General features: G+C 40.8%; 14 protein-coding genes and 1 riboswitch. Of the genes, 13 read left to right on the forward strand and 1 reads right to left on the reverse strand.

Features of this window, described 5'->3' with window-relative positions; translation table 11 throughout:
• Positions 1-67: 67 nt before the first annotated feature.
• Both ACFX4L_RS10495 and dapF read left to right on the forward strand, forming a co-directional pair.
• Entirely contained in the window at positions 68-1,369 is a 1,302-nt protein-coding gene (locus ACFX4L_RS10495; protein ID WP_061463559.1) for an NCS2 family permease, read from the forward strand.
• A 183-nt stretch (positions 1,370-1,552) separates the two neighbouring features.
• Complete coding sequence (dapF, locus tag ACFX4L_RS10500) at positions 1,553-2,539, forward strand: diaminopimelate epimerase (protein ID WP_284470471.1); 987 nt, start codon at positions 1,553-1,555, stop codon at positions 2,537-2,539.
• A gap of 203 nt (positions 2,540-2,742) precedes the next feature.
• Here dapF and ligD read toward each other — a convergent pair whose 3' ends face one another.
• On the reverse strand, positions 2,743-4,587 hold the full coding sequence (gene ligD, locus ACFX4L_RS10505; RefSeq protein ID WP_377385750.1) for a DNA ligase D: 1,845 nt from the start codon (positions 4,585-4,587) through the stop codon (positions 2,743-2,745).
• 149 nt (positions 4,588-4,736) lie between these two features.
• Between ligD and ku the strand changes: the two genes are divergently transcribed.
• The 11 genes from ku (at position 4,737) to ACFX4L_RS10560 (ending at position 22,375) form a co-directional block, all read left to right on the forward strand.
• Positions 4,737-5,579, forward strand: coding sequence for a non-homologous end joining protein Ku (gene ku / locus ACFX4L_RS10510; RefSeq protein WP_377385753.1), 843 nt, complete (start codon positions 4,737-4,739; stop codon positions 5,577-5,579).
• 510 nt (positions 5,580-6,089) lie between these two features.
• The gene (locus ACFX4L_RS10515) at positions 6,090-6,740 is read left to right on the forward strand and encodes an MOSC domain-containing protein (RefSeq protein ID WP_377405029.1); all 651 of its coding nucleotides are present in this window, start codon (positions 6,090-6,092) and stop codon (positions 6,738-6,740) included.
• 111 nt (positions 6,741-6,851) lie between these two features.
• Positions 6,852-6,950: riboswitch (SAM riboswitch) on the forward strand.
• Positions 6,951-7,053: 103 nt separating this feature from the next.
• Positions 7,054-8,901, forward strand: a complete 1,848-nt coding sequence (locus tag ACFX4L_RS10520) for a bifunctional homocysteine S-methyltransferase/methylenetetrahydrofolate reductase (protein ID WP_284470476.1) — start codon at positions 7,054-7,056, stop codon at positions 8,899-8,901.
• Positions 8,894-12,343, forward strand: coding sequence for a methionine synthase (gene metH, locus ACFX4L_RS10525; RefSeq protein ID WP_284470477.1), 3,450 nt, complete (start codon positions 8,894-8,896; stop codon positions 12,341-12,343). Before ACFX4L_RS10520 ends, metH begins: the two co-directional genes overlap by 8 nt.
• Entirely contained in the window at positions 12,330-13,211 is an 882-nt protein-coding gene (locus ACFX4L_RS10530) for a polysaccharide deacetylase family protein (protein ID WP_377385762.1), read from the forward strand. The genes metH and ACFX4L_RS10530 overlap by 14 nt, the downstream gene beginning before the upstream one ends.
• An 80-nt stretch (positions 13,212-13,291) precedes the next feature.
• Positions 13,292-14,062, forward strand: a complete 771-nt coding sequence (locus ACFX4L_RS10535; RefSeq protein WP_377385765.1) for a dioxygenase family protein — start codon at positions 13,292-13,294, stop codon at positions 14,060-14,062.
• 365 nt (positions 14,063-14,427) lie between these two features.
• Positions 14,428-17,280, forward strand: coding sequence for a 2-oxoglutarate dehydrogenase E1 component (locus ACFX4L_RS10540; protein WP_089364858.1), 2,853 nt, complete (start codon positions 14,428-14,430; stop codon positions 17,278-17,280).
• A 1-nt stretch (position 17,281) separates the two neighbouring features.
• Positions 17,282-18,568, forward strand: coding sequence for a 2-oxoglutarate dehydrogenase complex dihydrolipoyllysine-residue succinyltransferase (gene odhB, locus ACFX4L_RS10545; protein WP_284470479.1), 1,287 nt, complete (start codon positions 17,282-17,284; stop codon positions 18,566-18,568).
• A 237-nt stretch (positions 18,569-18,805) separates the two neighbouring features.
• Positions 18,806-19,558 carry a DeoR/GlpR family DNA-binding transcription regulator gene (locus ACFX4L_RS10550; RefSeq protein ID WP_377405033.1) on the forward strand — a complete coding sequence of 251 codons (753 nt, stop codon included), beginning with the start codon at positions 18,806-18,808 and terminating at the stop codon, positions 19,556-19,558.
• A complete protein-coding gene (gene pfkB / locus ACFX4L_RS10555) occupies positions 19,558-20,478 on the forward strand; it encodes a 1-phosphofructokinase (protein ID WP_377405036.1) in 921 nt (306 codons plus the stop codon). The genes ACFX4L_RS10550 and pfkB overlap by 1 nt, the downstream gene beginning before the upstream one ends.
• A gap of 4 nt (positions 20,479-20,482) precedes the next feature.
• A complete protein-coding gene (locus tag ACFX4L_RS10560; RefSeq protein ID WP_377385775.1) occupies positions 20,483-22,375 on the forward strand; it encodes a PTS fructose transporter subunit IIABC in 1,893 nt (630 codons plus the stop codon).
• Positions 22,376-22,483 lie beyond the last annotated feature (108 nt).

Consider the following 22,483-nt stretch of genomic DNA (forward strand, 5'->3'; position numbering starts at 1 on the left):
ATCGCGAAGTGTAGTTTGTCACTAATACAAACGGGTGGGCGAGGGATAAATTTTATAAGGATACAACATGAAGAAATTAAACTTGGAAGCGTTTTTCCATTTTTCAGACTATGGAACGAATGGAAAGCGTGAAATCCTTGCTGGAGTCGTCGGCTATTTTACGATAGTCTATATACTCATCGTGAATTCCCTGATTTTATCGGAAGCAGGCATACCAGTTAATGGTGCAGTGATTGCCACGATTCTTTTATCTGCTTTAAGCTGTGTCATGATAGGAATTTGGGCGAATGTCCCAATCCTCCTCGTTCCAGGAATGGGCGTAAATGCCCTTTTTGCTTATACCATGGTTCAAGGGATGGGTCTATCTTGGCAATCGGCGCTTGGTGCTGTGTTTATCTCAGGGGTTATTTTTGTAGTCATTGCTTTTACAAAATACTCTAAGTTAATCAGTGAGTCAATTCCAAGTTCGATAAAAGAAGCCATATCTGTTGGTCTTGGCTTGTTCTTGATGCTAATCGGTCTCGAGAAGGGCGGGATAATCACGGGAGGTTCATCATCTATCGTCGCATTGGGAGATTTAAGCGATCCAGCAGTGTGTGCAACGGTGTTAACCTTTTTACTGGCAATCACGCTATTCATCAAGAATGTCCCCGGTAACTTCATGATTACCATCCTGGCAGGTAGCCTTATTGCCTATTGTTTCGGGACGGTTCAACTATCGGAAATCCATTTTTCAGGCATAGACACAGCTTCCTACGGCGATCTCTTCTTTTCATTATCGTTCATGGAAGCGGACCGAATTGAATTCTGGATAAGTGTATTTGCGATGACGATGGTTCTTGTTTTTGAAAATATTGGTCTTGTACACGGGCATGTAGACAGTATCAACCGCCAGGACGCCTATAAAAAGTCGCTGCAGGCGACAAGTGTTTCCGTTTTATTTTCAGGTATATTCGGATCGAGCCCTACCGTTGCAACAGTTGAAACCGCAGCAGGAATCGCATCTGGAGGCAGAACCGGTTTTACTTCAGTGGTGACGGGTTTGCTATTCATTCTATCATTGCTGTTTATACCAGTGATTAAAGTGATCCCTGATAGCGCCATTGCCCCCATTTTAATTATTATTGGCATTTTGATGCTCGGAAACATTAAAAAGCTGGATTTCAGCGATTTAACCGAGAGTATACCTGCAATCATGATCATCACGATCATTCCATTCACATACAGTATCGCGGATGGAATGGCATTCGGTTTCATTCTGTACCCGTTCTTGAAGCTTGTTACCGGAAAGGCGAAAGAGGTGTCAGCCCCGATGTATGTGAGTGCTGGAATGTTTATCGTCTATTTCATCATCAGTATGCTTGGTTAATATTATGGAAGAGCGGTTGGAATGAGTTCTCTCTTATTCCAACCGCTCTTCTTATTGTATATTTTTGACGAAAAAAATGGATTTATTGTGAATTACTCGATGACACATCCATTCTGAAAATGCTATGATATAGAATATTAAAAAATGATAAATGACTAGCAGCATATTAGAGGATGTGACAGGATGATTATTGAAGGTTTAAAAAGCCATGGATCAGGTAATGATTTCTTAATAATTGATGAATTGACTACGGCCTTGACGTTTACTGAAGAAGAGCGAAAAAATTTCGCGAAGGCCCTATGCAATAGGGAAAAGCTTGGAGCGGACGGTATTTTGTTTGTAATGGAAAGTGAACAGGCCGATTGCCGGATGCGTGTCTTTAATGCGGATGGATCGGAAGCTTCGATGTGTGGCAATGGACTTCGCTGTGTTGCGCGTTATGCGAACGACGTTCTAGGGCTCGATAAAATGATTGTGGAAACGATGAAGGCAAATCTACTCGTGGAGAAAACGGAAGATATTTATGAGGGCATCCCGACTTTCAAGGTGGAAATTTCCCCGGTAAGTTTTAATGTAAAGGATCTTCCTCTTGTATTAGCAAAAGAACAATTGCTAAACGAACCAATGCCGGAACTTCATGATACCCTTTTATTTTCGGCATTGGCGGTTCCTAATCCACATTTAATCACGCTCATCGATAGTGACGTTTTGCAAAGTGATTTGCAGGCAGACCTTTCGACAAAGGTCAATCAACCGAATGCGCTTTTCCCTGATGGTGTCAATGTCAGCTTTGTGAAAGAGCTTGAACCAGGGAGCATTTATGTGCGGACATTTGAACGGGGAGTAGGCTTCACTAATGCATGTGGAACGGCGATGTCAGCTTCAAGCCTAGTAACATGCTCTGTTGGAATTAACTCGTTGGAAAGTGAAATATCTGTCTATAATAACGGTGGAAAAGTTAAATGCGTCGTCCATCATGATGAAGAAAGCCAAAAGTATTCAATAGATTTAATCGGGAATGCAACATATGAATTCAAGGTATTGATTGAAATAAACTTAGATCAGCCTGAAAAATTCAAAATGCTTGAAAAACAGGTTTTTGAATCGGAAACAAGCTTATATTCCAAGCTGCAGGATGAAGTTCAAAGTTATTTGAAAACGACATTATAAACTGGAAAGACCAACAATTAGTTGGTCTTTTCAGGCTGTCGACAAAGTCGACAGCTGTTTTTTATAAAAAGTTTAGCAACAATATATTGTGTCCTTCTTTCAAATTTACAACTAAATATGCTAATTAAAAGATAAAAAACCCCCTTTTTCTCCAACAATTCTTTTGGAAAAGGGGTTTGTCTACACTCTGGAAAGACCAACAATTAGTTGGTCTTTTTTTGTTTTAGGAACGACAATACTTCCAAAAAGGCTGGGCCATTATCGACAAGTCTGTAATCCATAAATGGACACCCTTCCCTTTTTAATCTGTTTGGCACGGTTTCAATCGTATAGTCCTTCAACTGGAGACTTTCGTCCACTTCCTTCCAAAACAAAGGTGTGGCCACACCCGCGAAAGAATTTCCGCGTGGGGAATAAGGAACAATTATGGTTTTTCCTTCACTATGCTGCACAAAGTCCAAGTAAAGTCGATTATGCCGATTTATTTTCATTCTTTCCGTTGTAAAATCATTTGGGTTGGAACTGGTTAGGTAGTCGCCGAGAAAGTCGGTGAATATGCGTGTCTCCTGATAAGTAAATCTGTCATCAGGCAGAGGGATGTGAATTTGCAGTCCTTTGTTACCTGACGTTTTTACAAAAGCCTTTATCCTTAATGATTCCATCACTTTTTTAATTTCCTGTGCGGCCTTTATCGCCAATGAGAAAAATTCGATGGAAGGAGGGTCTAAGTCCAGGACGATTTCGTCGGGTCTTGTTTTACCCGCTTTCTGAAATGGGGCATGGAATTCCAATGCAAGTTGATTACCAAACCAAAGAAGCGTTTCAATATCGTTACACAGCATATACTCGATATCCACATCCATGAACGTTTTAATAAAGGCCGGCGCATAATCAGGTTTGTTTTTCTGGAAAAATCTTTCTTTATCCATAGTGCCATGAGGATAACGGATTGTCGTAAGCAGTTTATCCTTTAAGAAAGGTAAGAAGAAGGATGAAACCTCTCTTAAATAATGGAGGTATTCAACTTTTACCACCTTTTTTCTACCAGTTAACCAAAGCGGTTTATCCTTGGAGGTTATTTGTACAGTATCTGGAAACGTGTACTGGCCTATCACGAATTTCTCCCAGGTGCATTCTTCGGGAGCCGTTTGTAAAAGCCATTGCGAAAACTGAGGTTCACGCAATTCATTTTCCTCATATACGTGTAGGAATTGAACTTCGATGCAAATGGATGGATGGATATAAAAAAATTGTGCATCTTCATCTGATGCATTTTGCTTGATCAGTTCATGCAATATCCTTTTATCTTGAGCACTCAGTCCATTTTTAACACTTCCGATTTTCGTTGCGGCACCTTCTTTTAAAACTGCGAGGGAAACGTAACCATTTTCTTTGTGCAATGCTGTAATGAAACAAGAAACGGTCTTCCAATTTTTCACTTTGATCCAAGATGTAGTACGTTTTCCTTCTTGCCAAGTACCCCGAACTTCCTTAGCGACAACCCCTTCGCCATCTAATAGGATGACCTTATTCAAGGCATTATCCAAAACGTCAAAACTCTCAATTATTTGGATCAAAGCCTTATCGTTGGGGTCAGGCGGCATAGGAAAACCAAGTGCTTCACCCATATTCAGCATGAATCCCCTTCGTTCTTCCATAGGTTTAGCAGCTATGTCCTTTCCGCTGATGCGAATCAGGTCAAACGCAATAAACCGGCATGGCGAAAAATGAGCTTTTTCTGAAATTAAGGATTGTTTCCCAAGGCGCCCTCGCCACTGTATTTGGCAAAAGTCGGCCTTTGCTTGATTGGTAAGCCAAACCAACTCTCCATCTAACTGTAGCGGGAGATAATCTTCCAGGTCCAAATTTTTGATGTAAGCAATGATTTCTGGGAATTGTGGTGATAATTCCTTCTCGTTTCGACTCGAGATGCTTATCGTATCGGAGTCTATCGTTAAAATTGTCCTAAAGCCGTCATATTTGACCTCATAACGCCAATCTTTGGAGGTGGGGGCTTCAGGGTAATAGGTTGGCAGCATTGGTTTCATTTAGTTTTACCTCCGCAAATAATTGATTAACATTATTTTGCCAAAAAAACGAAGTGTTAGAGTTGGCAATTGTTTTTTCGGTTTTTTTTGAACAAAGGGGAATAATAAAATTGTTCTTCTCTTTAAAAATAAGTTATGAGGTGACGAATATGCATACGATGTGGAAGGGGAGCATATCATTCGGTTTGGTGAACATTCCGATTAAACTTCATGCTGCAACGGAGGATAAGGATATTTCTTTAAGGACGTTGCATAAGGAATGTCATTCACCGATTAAATACGAAAAAGTTTGTCCGGTATGCCAGAAAGAAGTGGGTAAGGATGATATAGTCCGCGCTTTTGAGTATACAAAGGGAAAATTTGTTGTCTTGGAAGACAATGAACTAGAGCAACTGAAAAAACAAAACGAAGAAAAAGCCGTGGAAATTGTGGATTTCGTTAAAATAGAAGAAATAGATCCCATATATTTTAACCGGAGTTATTACATGTCGCCTAATGATGGAGGGATAAAGGCTTATTCCCTTCTGAGACAGGCCCTCAAGGAATCGGATAAGGTAGGGTTAGCGAAAATCATCATTCGCTCAAAAGAACAAATGGCGGTAATTCGAGTCGTTGATAATACCTTGGTGATGGAAACGATCCATTACCCGGATGAAGTTCGCTCAACAGCGGATGTACCGAATATCCCTGCTAATGATACCATTGTAAAAAAGGAAATAGATACTGCCGTGTTATTGATAGATCAATTAACGACTACTTTCAATCCGGCAAAATACACCGATGACTATCGAACAGCATTACTTGAATTGATTGAATCGAAGAAAACGGGACAAACGACGATTACAGCCAAAACAAAAGAGCCAGTTTCCAACAATGTAACAGATTTAATGGAGGCTTTACAGGCATCCATTGACCGAACGAAACATGATGAACCAGAAAAGAAAAAGACGACCCGAAAGAAAGCGGCACCGAAAAAAAAGAAACAAGCATAAAACAGGAAGCTGAGCGGAAGACGCATTATGTCGCTCGGCTTTTTGCTCGTTTTAGCCAAGGGAATGGCAAGATTATGAAAGACTTTACAAAGAAATAATTCGTTAAAATTACATAAGTAATGCATGTACAAATAGGTATTGGATCAAGATGTGATCCGATTAATGGGATTAAAAGAAAATAGTGGATGCAAATGAAGGCAAAAAAATTCGCTCCCTAAAGAGCGACAATGAGGAATTCAATCGTGAAAATCAACATATAGGCGAACGGTTGTAGTTTTCGACTATATATTGTGTTCATATTCTACCATATTTAATTCTGAAATAGCAACAAAATTACTAAACTATCCTATGATTTTTTCTGGAAATCAATGATATTCGACCGATCATGGGGGATTTTGTATGTTCCGATCCACTATATTCTCATAAATAATTACAGAAAAAATGGATTTTTAGTATAATTTAAACATATGGGATGATATAAATTAAAATGAACGGAAGATGATGTTAAAAATGGAAAATGGAAAAATCAAATCGCTTCATGCCGGAAGGGCCAAACAGGAAAATTTTTCGAATATCGATATCTTTTCAGCCATGGATAAACAAGCACAGGATAATGTGACAGTAACTAGATCTGGCATAATTGGTGATGGGGTAGGTAATGTAAGGTTCCATGGAGGTCCTGATCGGGCTTTGTGCTTTTACCCCTTTGAGCATTATTCATTATGGAATGAAAAATTCTCTAAAAAGCTGGATATCCCTGCATTCGGTGAAAATTTAACCATAGCGGGGATGACGGAAGTATCAACATATATCGGCGATATTTATCAAATAGGCGAAGTGATTGTTCAAATTAACCAGGGGAGGATTCCTTGTTCGACCATTTCCCACTTCAATCAAGAACCTAAGTTTTTGGAACTCGTGCTAAAAACGAGTTTCACTGGTTATTTTGCAAAAGTACTTCAAGAAGGAACGATAAATAAACAAAACGAAATCGTGCTAATAGATCGTTTGCAAGAAAAAATTTCAGTTCATTATGCAGCAGAGGTGATCCTTCATAAACGAGATGGGCTGGAAGGCGCAAACGCTTTACTTAAACTGGATTCGTTAGCGGAAGACTGGAAACAGAGGATATTAAAGGGAGTCCAGGCTGCAAAAGATTGAATGATTTTTGCAAAAGTGAAAAAAATGACGATCAGGTATTGAAATTGACAGATTATTAATGTAAATTAAATATAATCAAATTTTGAAATCTTGTGAAAATTATATAAATGGATCTTATCGAGAGAGGTGGAGGGACTGGCCCGAAGAAACCTCAGCAACCAGCTTAGGCAAAGGTGCTAAATCCAACAAGCAGAGCTTGATAGATGAGGAGAATGTTTCAAAAAACCTTCTTCTTTGAGAAGGTTTTTTTTCTTTTCTCTCATACTCATAGAAAACGACAAAAACAGGATTGTTTTTGAGAGAGGATGTAATGATGAATTTTCGTAAAGAAGTGAAAGAAAGAATGCTGGTTGGGGAAGGGGCAATGGGGACCTTACTGTACTCTAATGGCATCGATCAATGTTATGAGGAATTAAACTGTACGAACCCAGATCAAATAGTGTCCATCCACCGTGCTTATTTGGAAGCTGGTGCAGATATCCTTCAATCGAATACCTACGGAGCCAACTTCAACAAATTGAAACGCCATGGACTAGAAGATGAAGTAAGCAAAATCAATCGCCAGGGAGTCATCCTTGCTAAAAAAGCGGCAAAAGGAAAGGCATATGTCTTCGGTACCATAGGGGCACAGCGGAGTATCAGGAAATCGGATTTAAGCATTGAAGAGATAAAGCGAGGTTTTCGAGAACAGCTATACAGTCTGCTGATGGAAAATCCTGATGGGATTCTCCTAGAAACATTCTATGACCTGGAAGAACTTGAAACCGTCCTGCAAATCGTTAAAAATGAAACTGGACTGCCGATCATCGCAAATGTTTCGATGCATGAACTGGGTAATCTTCAAAATGGAATCCATTTAAATGAAGCCTTTCAAAAACTTGAGCAATTGGGTGCCGATGTTGTTGGGGTGAATTGCCGTCTCGGTCCACATCATATGATTAGGGCCTTGGAAGAAGTAAGTTTGCCAAAGCAAGCGTCGATTGCCATTTATCCTAATGCCAGCCTTCCGGATTATGTGGATGGAAGGCTTGTCTATAAAGCTGTACCGGAATATTTCGGTTCAAGTGCCCTCGAGCTGCGTGAGCAAGGTGCCACGATCATAGGAGGCTGCTGTGGAACGACGCCTTTGCATATTCAAGCTGTAAAGAATGCAATTGGAAGTTTGGTACCAGTAAAAGAGAAAATTACTAAAATCCGTGAAATAGAAATAATTGAAGTGATTGATAGAGAGTTGGAAATCCCACTTTACGAAAAGGCCAAAACTGAAAGGACGATACTAGTTGAACTTGATCCACCGAAAAAGTTGGGAATAGAGAGTTTCATGACTGGTGCTGAGGTTTTGAAAAAAGCAGGGGTCGATTCAATTACATTAGCGGATAATTCACTTGCTTCACCAAGGATATCGAATGATGCACTGGCTAATTTACTGAAGAACCAATTGAATGTAACGCCGATGGTGCATATAACATGCCGGGATCGAAATTTAATTGGCCTGCAGTCACATTTAATGGGTCTGCAGACAGTGGGGCTGAACGAGTTATTGATCATCACCGGAGATCCTTCTAAAATTGGGGACTTCCCAGGTGCCACTTCGGTTTATGATTTATCGTCGTTTGACCTGATAAGTATGGTCAAACAATTTAATGAGGGTCTTTCCTATTCCGGTCAAAGTTTGGGCCAACGGGCAAATTTTAAAATTGCCGCCGCTTTTAATCCCAATGTGAAATATCTGGATAAAGCTGTTCAGAGAATGGAAAAGAAGATTGCATGCGGTGCTCAATCCTTTTTGACACAGCCAATTTATTCGGTGGAGCAGATTGAAGAGGTATATGAAGCTACAAAACATTTAGAGACCCCGATTTTCATCGGTATCATGCCCTTGACAAGCACACGGAACGCCGAATTCATCCATAATGAAATCCCAGGCATCAAATTGCCTGATAATGTTAGAAGGGCTATGGCTTTAGCGGGGGATGACCCTGTAAAGTCAAGGATTGAAGGGGTGAATATCGCACGAGAGCTAGTGGACGCGGCAAGGGAAAAATTCAAGGGCATATATTTAATTACTCCGTTCCTTCGCTATGAAATGACGGCGGAACTTACGAAATATATTAGAAAAGTCGATAGTAAACAAACATCAGAGGTGGCAGTACATGAATAAAAAAGCGATTCAAGAACAGTTGGATACTAAGATTCTCCTTCTTGATGGAGCGATGGGGACCATGCTCCAAGCGGAGAATTTAACAGCAGAGGATTTTGGCGGGGAACAATTCGAGGGCTGCAATGAGTATTTATCACTGACACAACCAGAAATCATCCAATCCATCCATGAAAAATATTTAGCAGCAGGCGCTGATATCATTGAAACAAATACCTTCGGAGCGACAAGCATCGTGCTTGAAGAATACCAAATAAGCACAATCGCTTACAAGCTTAATAAAATTTCAGCCGAGCTTGCCGTTAAAGCATGTGAAAAGTATTCAAATGAAGATTGGCCAAGATATGTGGCTGGCTCGATGGGTCCCACTACAAAAACGCTTTCCGTAACAGGGGGAACTACTTTTGATATTTTAACCGATTCCTATGAAGAACAGGCACTTGGTCTCTTGGATGGTGGGGTGGACTTGCTATTGGTGGAAACCTGTCAGGATATGCTTAATGTCAAGGCTGCCTTTTCTGGAATCAAAGCAGCCTTCGCTAAAACAGGAAAAGATGTGCCTGTCATCATATCAGGTACGATCGAACCGATGGGCACGACACTCGCTGGCCAGTCCATAGAAGCTTTCTATTTATCGGTTGAACATATGAAGCCCGTGGCTGTCGGCCTGAATTGTGCAACAGGTCCGGAGTTCATGATAGACCATATCAGGACACTTGCAGATATAGCAAATAGCGCCATCAGTTGTTATCCGAATGCTGGGCTCCCGGATGAAGAGGGTCACTATCATGAGTCACCGACTTCCCTTGCGGAGAAAATGAAGCAATTTGCCGAAAAGGGATGGGTCAATATCATTGGGGGCTGTTGTGGTACGACACCAGAGCATATTAAAGAACTTTCCAGGGTCCTCGAAGGCATTCAGCCCCGTGCTATTTCGACCTCAGCCCATGGTCATGCCGTATCAGGCATAGAGCCGCTCATTTATGATGATTCAATGCGCCCTTTATTCGTTGGTGAGAGAACGAATGTTATCGGATCTCGAAAATTCAAGGAGCTGATTCGTGGAAAGCATTACGAGCCAGCTGCTGAAATTGCACGTGCCCAGGTGAAAAAAGGTGCCCATGTCATTGATATCTGTCTTGCTGATCCTGATGGGGATGAACTTGGCGATATGAAGGAGTTCGTAGAAGAGGTCGTCAAAAAAGTGAAAGTCCCATTGGTCATCGATACTACAGATGAAGCCGTACTTGAACAAGCATTAAAACATTCACAAGGAAAGTCCATCATTAATTCCATTAATCTTGAAGATGGTGAAGAACGCTTTGAAAAAATTGTACCATTCATCCATCAATATGGTGCTGCCGTTGTCGTAGGAACGATTGATGAAATTGGGATGGCCGTCGATGCTGAACGGAAATTGGAAGTGGCTACACGGTCGGTGGAATTGCTTGTCAATAAATATGGTCTAAACAAAAGTGACATCATTTTTGATCCGCTGGTATTTCCTGTAGGGACGGGAGATGAACAATATATCGGATCTGCTTTAGAAACGGTGAAAGGAATAAAGGCGATCAAAGAAAAGTATCCGGAATGCTTAACGATACTTGGCATTTCGAATGTTTCATTCGGTCTGCCAGCAAGGGGAAGGGAAATTCTAAATGCCGTTTTCCTTTACCATTGTACAAAAGCAGGTCTCGATTATGCTATCGTTAATACAGAAAAACTTGAACGTTTCGCTCTGATACCTGAAGAGGAAGTGAAATTGGCTGAGGCACTCCTGTTTGAGACATCTACAGAAACTTTAGGTATCTTTACCGAGTTCTATCGTGGTAAAAAAGCGGAGAAGAAGGATAATGGTGTTATCCTGCCATTGGACGAACGTTTAGGTAACTATATTATCGAAGGAACGAAAGAAGGATTAATTGATGATTTAAATATAGCAATTGAGCGCGGTGATACCCCATTGGAAATCATCAATGGACCATTGATGGATGGGATGAGTGAAGTGGGTCGGTTATTTAACGACAACCAACTTATTGTCGCAGAAGTGCTTCAGAGTGCAGAGGCAATGAAGGCGGCTGTATCTCACCTTGAGCCGCTAATGGAAAACTCTGAAGATAGCGCTAAAAAAGGAAAGATCCTCTTAGCTACTGTCAAGGGGGATGTACATGATATCGGGAAAAACTTAGTGGATATCATCCTATCCAATAATGGCTATGAAGTCATTGATTTGGGTATCAAGGTCGCACCGCAACAAATCATTGAGGAGGTTCGAAAACATGAGCCAACCATCATTGGCCTATCTGGGTTACTGGTTAAATCAGCACAGCAAATGGTTTTAACCGCACAGGATTTAAGGCAGGCGGGAATAGATACCCCTATTTTAGTGGGAGGGGCAGCGCTATCCCGTAAATTCACCGATTTTAAAATATCACCAGAATATGAAGGACCTGTTTTATATTCCAAAGATGCGATGGATGGTTTAGCTGTAACGAATATTTTACATGACACTGACAAAAAAGTGGTGTATTTAAAAGAGTTAGTCGAGAAACGAGAAAAATCGAAAGTCAATGCCGCTATTGCTGCCACGATGGAAAAACCTGTTCGGAAGCAGTCCGCAGCTGCGCCTTTGAGTAATGTGCCTGTTCAAAAACCGCGTGATATCAAACGTCACGTCCTGAAAAACTATCCATTGGATGTAATCCAGCCATACATTAATAGGCAAATGCTGATTGGACATCATTTGGGCTTAAAAGGTAAGCTCGCCGAATTGCTAAAGCAAGGGAATGAAAAAGCAGTGCAGCTGAATGCGCTTGTTGATGAATTGATCGAATTCTTAAAGACGGAACCCGACTACGGCTTGCATGCAATTTATCAATTTTTCCCTGCTCAAAGTGAAGGAGACAAACTATTGGTTTACAACCCGGAAAATCACCTGGAGATATTGGAGACTTTTGACTTTCCTAGGCAAGATACCAATCCGCACCTTTGTTTAGCGGACTTCGCGAAACCGGTTTCCTCCGGACAAATGGATTATGTTGGTTTCTTCCTGGTAACCGCCGGAAAAGGGATCAGAAAATGGGCAGAAAAACTAAAGCTTGAAGGTGATTTCTTGAAAAATCACGCCCTTCAATCACTTGCTCTCGAAACGGCTGAAGGGTTTGCCGAAAGAATTCATCAATTAATGCGTGATGATTTAGGTATAAGCGATCCGATTGAAATGTCTATGAAAGAGCGGTTTGCCGCTAAGTACACCGGGCAAAGATTTTCATTTGGTTATCCAGCTTGTCCTAATCTGGAGGACCAGGAAAAGCTATTCCGCCTGTTACAACCTCAGGATATTGGCGTGGAATTGACTGAAGGATGCATGATGGAACCTGAGGCTTCCGTTTCAGCCATAGTTTTTGCACATCCGGAAGCTCGTTACTTTAATGTCGATCGGTAAGCATATGGATAAGGCAGCGGTATTTTTTACCGCTGCCTTATTGCGCATGAAACCTCTTGAATGGTACATCTTAATGGTCAAAAGGAAGGGGATGCAGCATATGAAGAATCCGCTTAAATTATTTCTCACCATAGTATGTTCTTTCATTATTTTTTTGTTATTGACGGATGTGCTGGCCATTCATGTACATGCAATGGTTCCCGAAGAGATGAAACCGATCCTAAAAAGTAAGGAAAATCAGAAAGTCGCTTATTTGACTTTCGATGATGGACCTTCTTTGAATACGATGGAGATATTAGATATTTTGGACCGCTATCATGTTAAGGCCACATTTTTCGTTAAAGGTAACGAAGAACCATACGCAAAGGAATGCTATCAGGAAATGATTTCCCGAGGTCATGCGATTGCCCTTCATTCTTATACACATGATTATTCCATCGTTTATCGATCGACCGAGAGCTTCTTTCAAGATTTGAATAGGCTTGAAACCATGCTGCAAAAGGAGTTTGGGGTTAAAAGCCGTATTGTACGCCTTCCTGGCGGTTCCAATAATCGTCTTAGGCATCAGGCTGCAACTAAACCCATCATTAATGGAATCCTTCAACAACTAATGGAAAAAGGGTATATTTATTTCGATTGGACGATTGATTCGACAGATGGGATCAGTCCATCAATAAGTGAACAACAAATCATTACTTCCGTACAAAAAGGCACGAAAGATCAAAAGCAAGTTAATATCTTGCTGCATGATATCAATAGTATGAAAAATACAGTGAAGGCATTGCCTGATATTATTGAATATCTTAAAAAAGAAGGGTATACCTTTGATACTATTGACGAGACAACCCCAAAAATACAATTTAATTGATGAACACATTGTTTATGTTAAGTAATTTAAGGTATAAGATAAGAGATTAGATTACTTTTGTGAAAGGATTTATCGTTTCTATGATGCCATCATTGTTTTTATCACATGGAACACCTTTATTAGCTCTGGAAAAAAATAGCTACACTTCTTTTTTGAAGGATTATATGAAGGGTATGGAAAAACCAACTTCCATCGTTATTTTGTCAGCACATTGGGAAAGTGAAGATCAGATGATTTCAGCGGTAGGGAAGCATGAAGTCATTTATGATTTTGCAGGGTATCCTGAAGAAATATTTCAGATAACATATCCTGCTTCGGGGTGCCTGGAGCTGTCCGATCGAATTTTAACCTTATTGTCAAGGATAGGTGTATGGGGGCAACTTGATGAAAGGCGCCCCCTAGATCATGGAGCATGGGGGCTTTTGCACATTATGTATCCTGAAGCTGACATCCCGATCGTATCTATGTCCATTAGTCCTGCACTTCCATTGGACAAGCAGTATGAAATCGGGAGAACATTGAGGGAATTAAAGGAAAGTAATGTTTTAATCATCGGGAGCGGTGGAATTGTCCATAATTTCACCCATATTCAGGAGGATATGCATGTTGCAGAGGGGTGGGCAATCAACTTTGAGAACTGGGTTGAAGAGAAAATCATGAAATGGGATTTGGAATCTTTGTTTAATTATGCAAAAATCGCTCCTTATAGTACAGATGCTGTGCCTTCCAAAGAGCATTTCATTCCATTGATCATCGCAATGGGAGCAGGAGATGTCAACAAAAAATCGGCTCTCCTTCACAGAACATTTCAATATGGCAATCTGAGTTTAACAGCTTGGAAGTTTGATTGACTTGTAAGGGTTTTCAGTCAAGTTAAATATACCTGAAATATAAACGATATACAAAAATACAAAAATCTTTTTTTAGCGAAAAAAAGGCTTAAATGAGCAAAAAAGTCAATTTAAAGCGTAATTTGACGAATTAAACAAAAATATAGTTTAAAAAAGGTTGCATAAAGTTGTTTAACCTTTGGATATTTCGACAAAAACATGTTAATATAACATCTGAAAACGTTTTATCCTTTAAAATTTTATTATTCAATAACCAAAGTTGTTAATTATATATCATATTTTTGGGGAAAATTTAGAAGAAAGAAATTTGGGGATAGATAAAACGAAATGCAAAAAATTATGAGAAAAATTTGGGGGTTTACAAAATGACCATCAAGGACGCTAAGGCATACGACCCATGGAAAACTTTTTCAGGTCCAAACCTTGGGTATGTCATGGAGCAATACGATCTATTTCAAGCCAACCCGGAAGAAGTAGATCCGGAACTGAAAAACTTTTTTGAAGTATCAGGTCCTCCTTCATTCGATGTATCGGCTGAAACAACAATCGGAAGTGCACCAACTGTACAAACTAGAGAAGTTCTTCCAATGAAGAAAATAATGTCTGCAGTTACGTTAGCAGAAAACATCCGTGCATACGGACATCTTGCAGCAAATATTTATCCTTTAAAAGAAGAAGCTCTAGATACGGAACAAATTCACTTTGAAAAATATGGATTGACCGCAGATGATTTAAGGAAAATACCGGCTGACTTAATTTGTCCAGAATCACCTGAAAACGTGAAAGACGGATACGAAGCCGTTCAATACCTAAAACAACTTTATACAAAAACGATAGCCTTTGAATTTCACCATGTTAATGACTTGGACGAAAAGCAATGGCTTACTGATATGGTCGAATCCGGAAAAATGTTCCCGGAAGTGGCTAAAGAGAAAAAAGAACTATTACTTAAGCGATTGAATGAAGTTGAAGGTTTCGAGAAATTCCTTCACCGCACATATGTGGGGCAAAAACGTTTCTCCATTGAAGGACTAGACGCCCTAGTGCCGATTTTAGATGAAATGATTTCACAAACTGTTCAAAATGGAACAGGGAATGTGAATATTGCCATGGCTCACCGGGGACGTTTGAATGTGCTTGCACACGTACTAGGAAAGCCATATGAGGTCATTTTCTCTGAATTCCAACATTCACCTAATAAAGATTTGGTTCCTTCCGAAGGTTCTACAGGCATTAACAACGGATGGACTGGTGATGTTAAATACCATTTAGGTCTGGATAAACAGATTACTAATGCTAACATACAAAAAGCAAGGGTTACACTTGCCAATAACCCAAGTCACTTGGAAGTAGTCGGTCCAATAGTGGAAGGGTATTCTCGTGCGGCACAAGAAGACCGTTCAGAAAAAGGATTCCCTGTCCAAGACATTTCCAAATCACTTGCAATCCTGATTCATGGTGATGCAGCATTCCCAGGTGAAGGTATTGTTCCTGAAACGTTTAACTTAAGCCGTTTACGCGGTTATCAAGTTGGCGGCGCTATCCATATCATCGCCAATAATATGATTGGTTTCACAACGGAAAGTGAAGATTCACGTTCAACTCTATATGCCAGTGATTTGGCAAAAGGCTTTGAAGTGCCGATCGTACATGTGAATGCAGATGATCCAGAGGCATGTATGGCTGCGGTGAACCTTGCGAACCTATATCGCGAAAAATACAATAAGGATTTCTTGATCGACTTGATCGGTTACAGACGTTTCGGCCATAACGAAATGGATGAGCCATTGGTGACTCAACCTGAAATGTATGCATTAATTCATAAGCACCAAACTGTCAAAGAGCTTTATGGGAAGAAACTCATTCAATCTGGTGAGTTCACTGAAGCTGAAGTTAAAGCAATTGCTGAGCAAGTGGATACAAGGCTTGCGGATGCATATGCGAAAATTTCCGGAAATAAACCGGAAGCTTCTAAAGAATGTAATCCTCCTGGGATTATTGAAAGAGGACTTCCAGCCATTGAAACGGCTGTTCCGAAACAAGAACTGGTTTCAATTAACGAAGAACTTGTTAAGTGGCCGGAAGGATTCACTCCTAATAAAAAATTAGGTAAGATTTTATCACGTCGCTTGGATTCCTTTGGTGCTGACGGTAAAATTGATTGGGCTCATGCCGAGACACTGGCATTTGCATCCATATTGAGTGACGGTACTCCAATCCGTTTGACAGGACAAGACTCAGAGCGTGGAACATTCGCTCAACGTAATATCATGTTACATGACAGTGTTAATGGAAAAACATATTCACCACTTCACACACTTGAAACTGCTAAAGCTTCTTTCGCTGTTCATAACAGCCCGCTTACTGAAACGGCAGTTCTAGCTTATGAATATGGTTATAATGTATTTGCTCCAGAGGCACTAGTATTATGGGAAGGCCAATTCGGTGACTTCGCAAATACAGCACAAGTGATCTTTGACCAATTCATTGCGGCTGGCCGTGCAAAATGGGGTCAAAAATCAGGTCTTGTCATGCTACTTCCACATGGTTATGAAGGACAAGGGCCAGAGCACTCAAGTGCACGCCTAGAACGTTTCCTTCAATTAGCGGCTGAAAACAACTGGACAGTTGCTAACTTAAGTTCGGCAGCTCAATACTTCCATATCCTTAGAAGACAAGCTAAGATTTTGGATCAAGAGCAAGTTCGTCCGCTTGTCATTATGACACCGAAGAGTATGCTTCGTAATCAAGTGATGGCTTCTACAGCTGAAGAATTCAGTGAAGGCTCTTTTGAATCATTCGTTGAAACTAAAGCTTTAGGCAAAAAACCTAAATCGGTTGAACGCATTGTTTTTGCATCAGGTAAATTGGCGGTTGAACTTCGTGAAAAAGCGGCAACTGAACAAAAAACGGACTGGTTGCAAATCATCAGTATCGAAGAAATTTATCCATTCCCGTTCACTGGCGTTCAAGAAGCTTTGAAAAAATATACAAATCTTAAAGAGATCTTCTGGGCTCAAGAAGAACCTAAGAACATGGGGGCTTGGACATTTGTTGAACCTCGCCTTAATGCAGCGGCTCCTGGGAATCTTTCAGTGACATATATAGGAAGGAAACGCAGATCAAGCCCGGCTGAGGGAGATCCGCTTGTCCATAAAAATGAACAACAACGGATTATGACTCAAGCAATTACACGCAATAATGAGGGGGAGAAATAAAATGGCTGAAGTAAAAGTACCTGAATTAGCAGAATCAATTTCTGAAGGATCTATTGCGCAATGGTTAAAACAACCCGGTGATCATGTTGAAAAAGGCGAATATGTCCTTGAACTTGAAACGGATAAAGTAAACGTGGAAATCATTTCAGATTATACGGGTACTCTTTCGGAACAATTAGCAGAAGAAGGCGATACTGTCCAAGTTGGACAGGCTATCGCTATCGTTGATGAAAATGGGTCAGCTGCAGCAGCTCCAAAAGCGGAAGCTCCTAAGGCTGAAGTAGCCAAAGCAGAACCAGCTAAAGCGGAACAAGCTGCTCCTGTTAAAGAGGCTCCTAAAGCTGAAACGAAAGAAGCATCATCCAATCAACAAGTCATTGCTTCACCAGCTGCAAGGAAATTGGCTCGTGAAAAAGGAATTGACTTGACTCAAGTGCCTGTAGTCGATCCACTAGGTCGTGTACGTGTACAAGATGTAGAAGCAGCAAATAATGCACCTGTGACACCTGCTGCATCTTCTGCACCTGCTGCAGCTCCAACACAAGCTCCTGCAGCTAAACAAGCAGCAGCTCCTGTTGAAGTGAATGATGATCGCATTGAAGTGGTTAAGATGACTCGCCGTCGTCAAACCATTGCCAAACGTCTAGTTCAAGTACAATCCGAAGCAGCCATGCTTACTACTTTTAACGAAGTCGATCTTTCTGCAGTCATGGAATTGCGTAGCCGCCATAAAGATTCTTTCGTGAAAACAAATGATGTTAAACTTGGTTTCATGTCATTCTTCACTAAAGCGGTCATTGGCGCATTGAAAAAATATCCGTTATTGAATGCAGAAATCAAAGGCGACCATATCCTGAAAAAGAACTTTTATGATATCGGTGTAGCCGTATCCACTGATGAAGGTCTTGTCGTTCCGGTGGTAAGGGATGCTGACCGCAAAAGCTTTGCTGAAATCGAAAAGAACATTTCTGATTTGGCTGTTAAAGCGCGTAACAACAAACTGGGACTTTCAGATTTATCTGGTGGTACTTTTACCATCACAAACGGAGGGACTTTCGGTTCCCTATTATCTACACCAATCTTGAATGCCCCTCAAGTTGGGATTTTGGGCATGCATACAATTAAGACGCGTCCAATCGCTGTTGGAGATCAAATCGAAAACAGACCAATGATGTACCTTGCATTATCTTACGATCATCGTATCGTTGATGGAAAAGAAGCGGTTGGTTTCTTAGTAGCTATCAAAGATATGCTAGAAGATCCAGAACAACTTTTACTTCAAGGCTAATAAATCATAAAAACCCCCCCATGTCATAATGACATGGGGGATTTTTTTGTGAATGAGTTTAACTGAAAGGCATATTTTCATTGAAAAAAAGATAATGGGGGTCATGAAAAGGTTTTGTCTCTGTTGTGAATGTTTTTGGAGGTATTTTTGAATGTATTTGAATATTTTTAAACGTTTGTGATTGATTATTCCTTTGTTTTCATATATGATGATGATATTAAAGTGAGGTGGGATTGATTGTTGACAACAGAAAGGCACCAGTTCATCTTATCGATCCTTAAAGAACAGGGAACGATTAAGCTTCAGGAGCTTGTAGATCAGTTACATGCTTCGGAGTCGACCATTCGGAGAGATTTAGTGCAACTCGAAGAAATGAAGCTCTTGAAACGCGTGCATGGCGGGGCCTCTTTACTTCAAAGAAAAGGCCTTGAACCAACGATTATAGAAAAGCAAAACAAAGCAATAGCTGAAAAACAACTGATTGCAAAGCTTGCGTCTTCATTCATAGAGAAAAATGATTGTATATATCTTGATGCAGGCACAACCACTGCAGAAATGATTCCTTACTTAAAGGATAAGAATATAACGGTCATGACAAATGGTCTTATGCATATTCCAAAACTTATTGAATTGGAAATCAAAACAGTCTTAGTGGGCGGAACGATTAAATTCTCGACAAATGCGGTTATAGGAAGTAATGCTGTACAATTTTTGAATGAATACCGTTTCGATAAATGTTTCTTGGGAATGAACGGCATCCATCAAGAATTGGGTTTCACAACACCAGATCCGGAAGAAGCTCTACTGAAGAAGATGGCATTACGACTCTCTAACGAAACCTACGTGCTTGCTGACAGTACAAAATTGAATGAAGCTACTTTCGCTAAGGTGGCAGATGTAAGCGATGCCATAATCCTTACTGACAGCAATGATGAAGAGGCTGTTGCTCAGCTCCATAAAAATCCAAAGGTAAAGGTAGTGACCATTTAATGATTTATACAGTGACACTTAACCCATCCATCGATTATCTGGTCGAGGTGGAGAGTTTTAAAATGGGCAAGGTGAATCGAACTAGTTATGATGCCAAATTCCCTGGAGGGAAAGGGATTAATGTTTCCCGGATGCTTAAAAGGCTTGGAAATAGTACGACAGCTTTAGGTTTCATAGGTGGACAAACAGGTGAATTTGTAAAAAGGTTTTTAAGACAGGAAGAGATTTTCACGGATTTTACAGAGATAACAGGAGATACAAGAATAAACATTAAATTGAAAACAGGGCTGGAGACTGAAATCAATAGCCAAGGGCCAGTTATTTCAAAAGGGGATTATCAACAATTATTTAGTCAGATTGAACAGTTGAAAAATAATGATATTCTCATTTTGTCAGGGAGCATCCCTCCAAGCGTCCCTTCGGATGTATACGAAGCCATGGCAAAGTCTTGTTCTGATAATGGCATTAAGGTGGTGGTGGATACGAGTGGGAGGGAATTACTGAGTGTCCTTCCGTATCGGCCATTTTTGATAAAGCCTAATCACCATGAATTGGGTGAACTTTTTTCTACTGAAATTAGAACGGTTGATGATGCTATCGAATACGGTTCTAAATTGGTTCAATCAGGAGCACAAAACGTTATCGTTTCAATGGCAGGACAGGGTGCTGTGCTTTGCTCCGGTGGTGAGTCATATTCCGCTAATGTGCCAAAAGGAAAAGTCCTCAACTCAGTGGGTGCCGGTGATTCGATGGTGGCCGGTTTCATCGGGACATATGAAAAGACAGAGGATATTTTATCTGCTTTCCGATTCAGTCTTGCAGCAGGAAGTGCTACAGCCTTTTCATCAGATCTTGGTACATTGGATAAAATCGAAGAGTTATTACCGCAAATTGATATCAAACAACTAACAGGAGGCTGACTTTATGAAAATTACAGACTTGTTGAAATTGGATACAATCATAATCAATCTACAAAGTGCTACAAAGCAAGCTGTCATTGATGAACTGTCAGGGAAGTTAGCCGAGGCTGACAGGTTAAACGATGTGGAGGCTTTCAAAGCCGCTATCTTAAAACGTGAACAACAAAGCACAACAGGGATTGGTGAAGGGATAGCGATACCACATGCTAAAACAAATGCTGTAAGGACACCTGCCATCTGTTTCGGAAAATCAGTTAATGGAGTGGATTATGAATCGCTTGACGGTCAGCCAGCTCATCTGTTCTTTATGATTGCAGCAAGTGAAGGAGCGAATGCGGATCACTTGGAAACCCTTTCCCGGCTTTCTTCATTACTGATGGATGAAAAATTCAGAGACCGATTGATCTCGTCTTCTTCTGGTGAAGAAGTCTTAGAGATAATCAATCAAAAAGAGATGGAAGCAGATGAAGAAGAAAGAGAAGAGCAGCAATCAAGTGATGCTGCCAGCGGTAACAACAAAGGGAAAATCCTTGCCGTTACAGCTTGTCCAACAGGAATTGCCCATACTTATATGGCTGCTGATGCATTAAAGGCCAAAGCGAAGGAAATGGGAATCGATTTCAAAGTGGAAACAAATGGATCGACAGGAATCAAAAATGGTTTAACCGCGGCAGAAATTGATGAGGCGGATGCGATTATCGTTGCAGCGGATAAGCAGGTGGAAATGGATCGTTTTAATGGTAAACACGTCATTATTGTCCCTGTTGCCCATGGGATCCGGAAGACCGAGGAGCTGTTAACCAGAGCCATTAATCAGGATGCACCTGTTTATAAAGGAACTGGAAATGATAAAAGTGATGAAGGTGATTCAGCAAAAGGAGGATTGGGGATTTACAAGCACTTAATGAATGGGGTAAGTAATATGCTTCCATTTGTTGTCGGGGGCGGAATCTTGGTTGCGCTTTCTTTCTTTTTTGGGATCCAGGCAGCCGATCCGGCAAACCCTGATTATAATCCCATTGCCAAAGCATTAAGTGATATTGGCGGGGGAACTAGTGGTGCCTTCTTCTTACTTGTCCCAGTCCTTGCTGGATTCATTGCTTCAAGTATAGCCGACCGTCCGGGTTTTGCTCCCGGTATGGTAGGGGGATTATTGGCAGCACAGGCTCATGCCGGTTTTCTTGGCGGACTAATCGCCGGTTTCCTTGCAGGTTATGTCGTCTTATTTTTACGAAAGCTGTTTTCTAGGTTACCGCATACACTAGAAGGCATTAAACCGGTTTTACTCTATCCTGTATTCGGCATGTTAATTACAGGCTTAATCATGATATTTGTTATAAATGGGCCAGTAACCGCAGTTAACACAGGCTTAACCAACTGGCTACAAGGTTTATCAGGTACGAATGCTATTTTGCTTGGATTGATTCTAGGAGGTATGATGGCTGTAGATATGGGTGGACCCCTGAATAAAGCGGCTTTCACTTTCGGACTTGCAGCTATTGAAGCTCATAGTTTCGGGCCTCATGCTGCCGTCATGGCAGGTGGAATGGTACCTCCTCTCGGGATTGCCTTTGCAACTACATTCTTTAAAAGCAAATTCAGTGAAACGGAAAGGAAATCTGGATTCACAAATTATTTCATGGGTGCTTCATTCATTACAGAAGGGGCCATTCCTTTTGCGGCGGCGGATCCATTGCGCGTTATCGTCAGCAGTGTAGTAGGGGCAGCGACAGCAGGAGCCCTGTCAATGGCTTTTGGTGTAACTCTGCCAGCACCACATGGAGGAATTTTTGTCATCCCCCTTGTCAACCATCCTTTTCTCTATTTGCTGGCCATTTTAATAGGGTCCCTCATTACCGCTTTAATGTTGGGATTCTGGAAAAAGAAACAAAAATAATAAATAATGAAGAAAGCGGGTCCAATTTTATGAGGGCACTGAAAAAGTCCCTTCGGGCCAATAGAGGTAGTTTTTCTCAGTTTATTCTGAGGAAATCTACCTTTTTTT

The sequence above is a fragment of the Peribacillus sp. YIM B13482 genome, from assembly GCF_042787975.1.
In the GTDB taxonomy this organism is placed as follows: Bacteria; Bacillota; Bacilli; order Bacillales; family DSM-1321; genus Peribacillus; species Peribacillus simplex_A.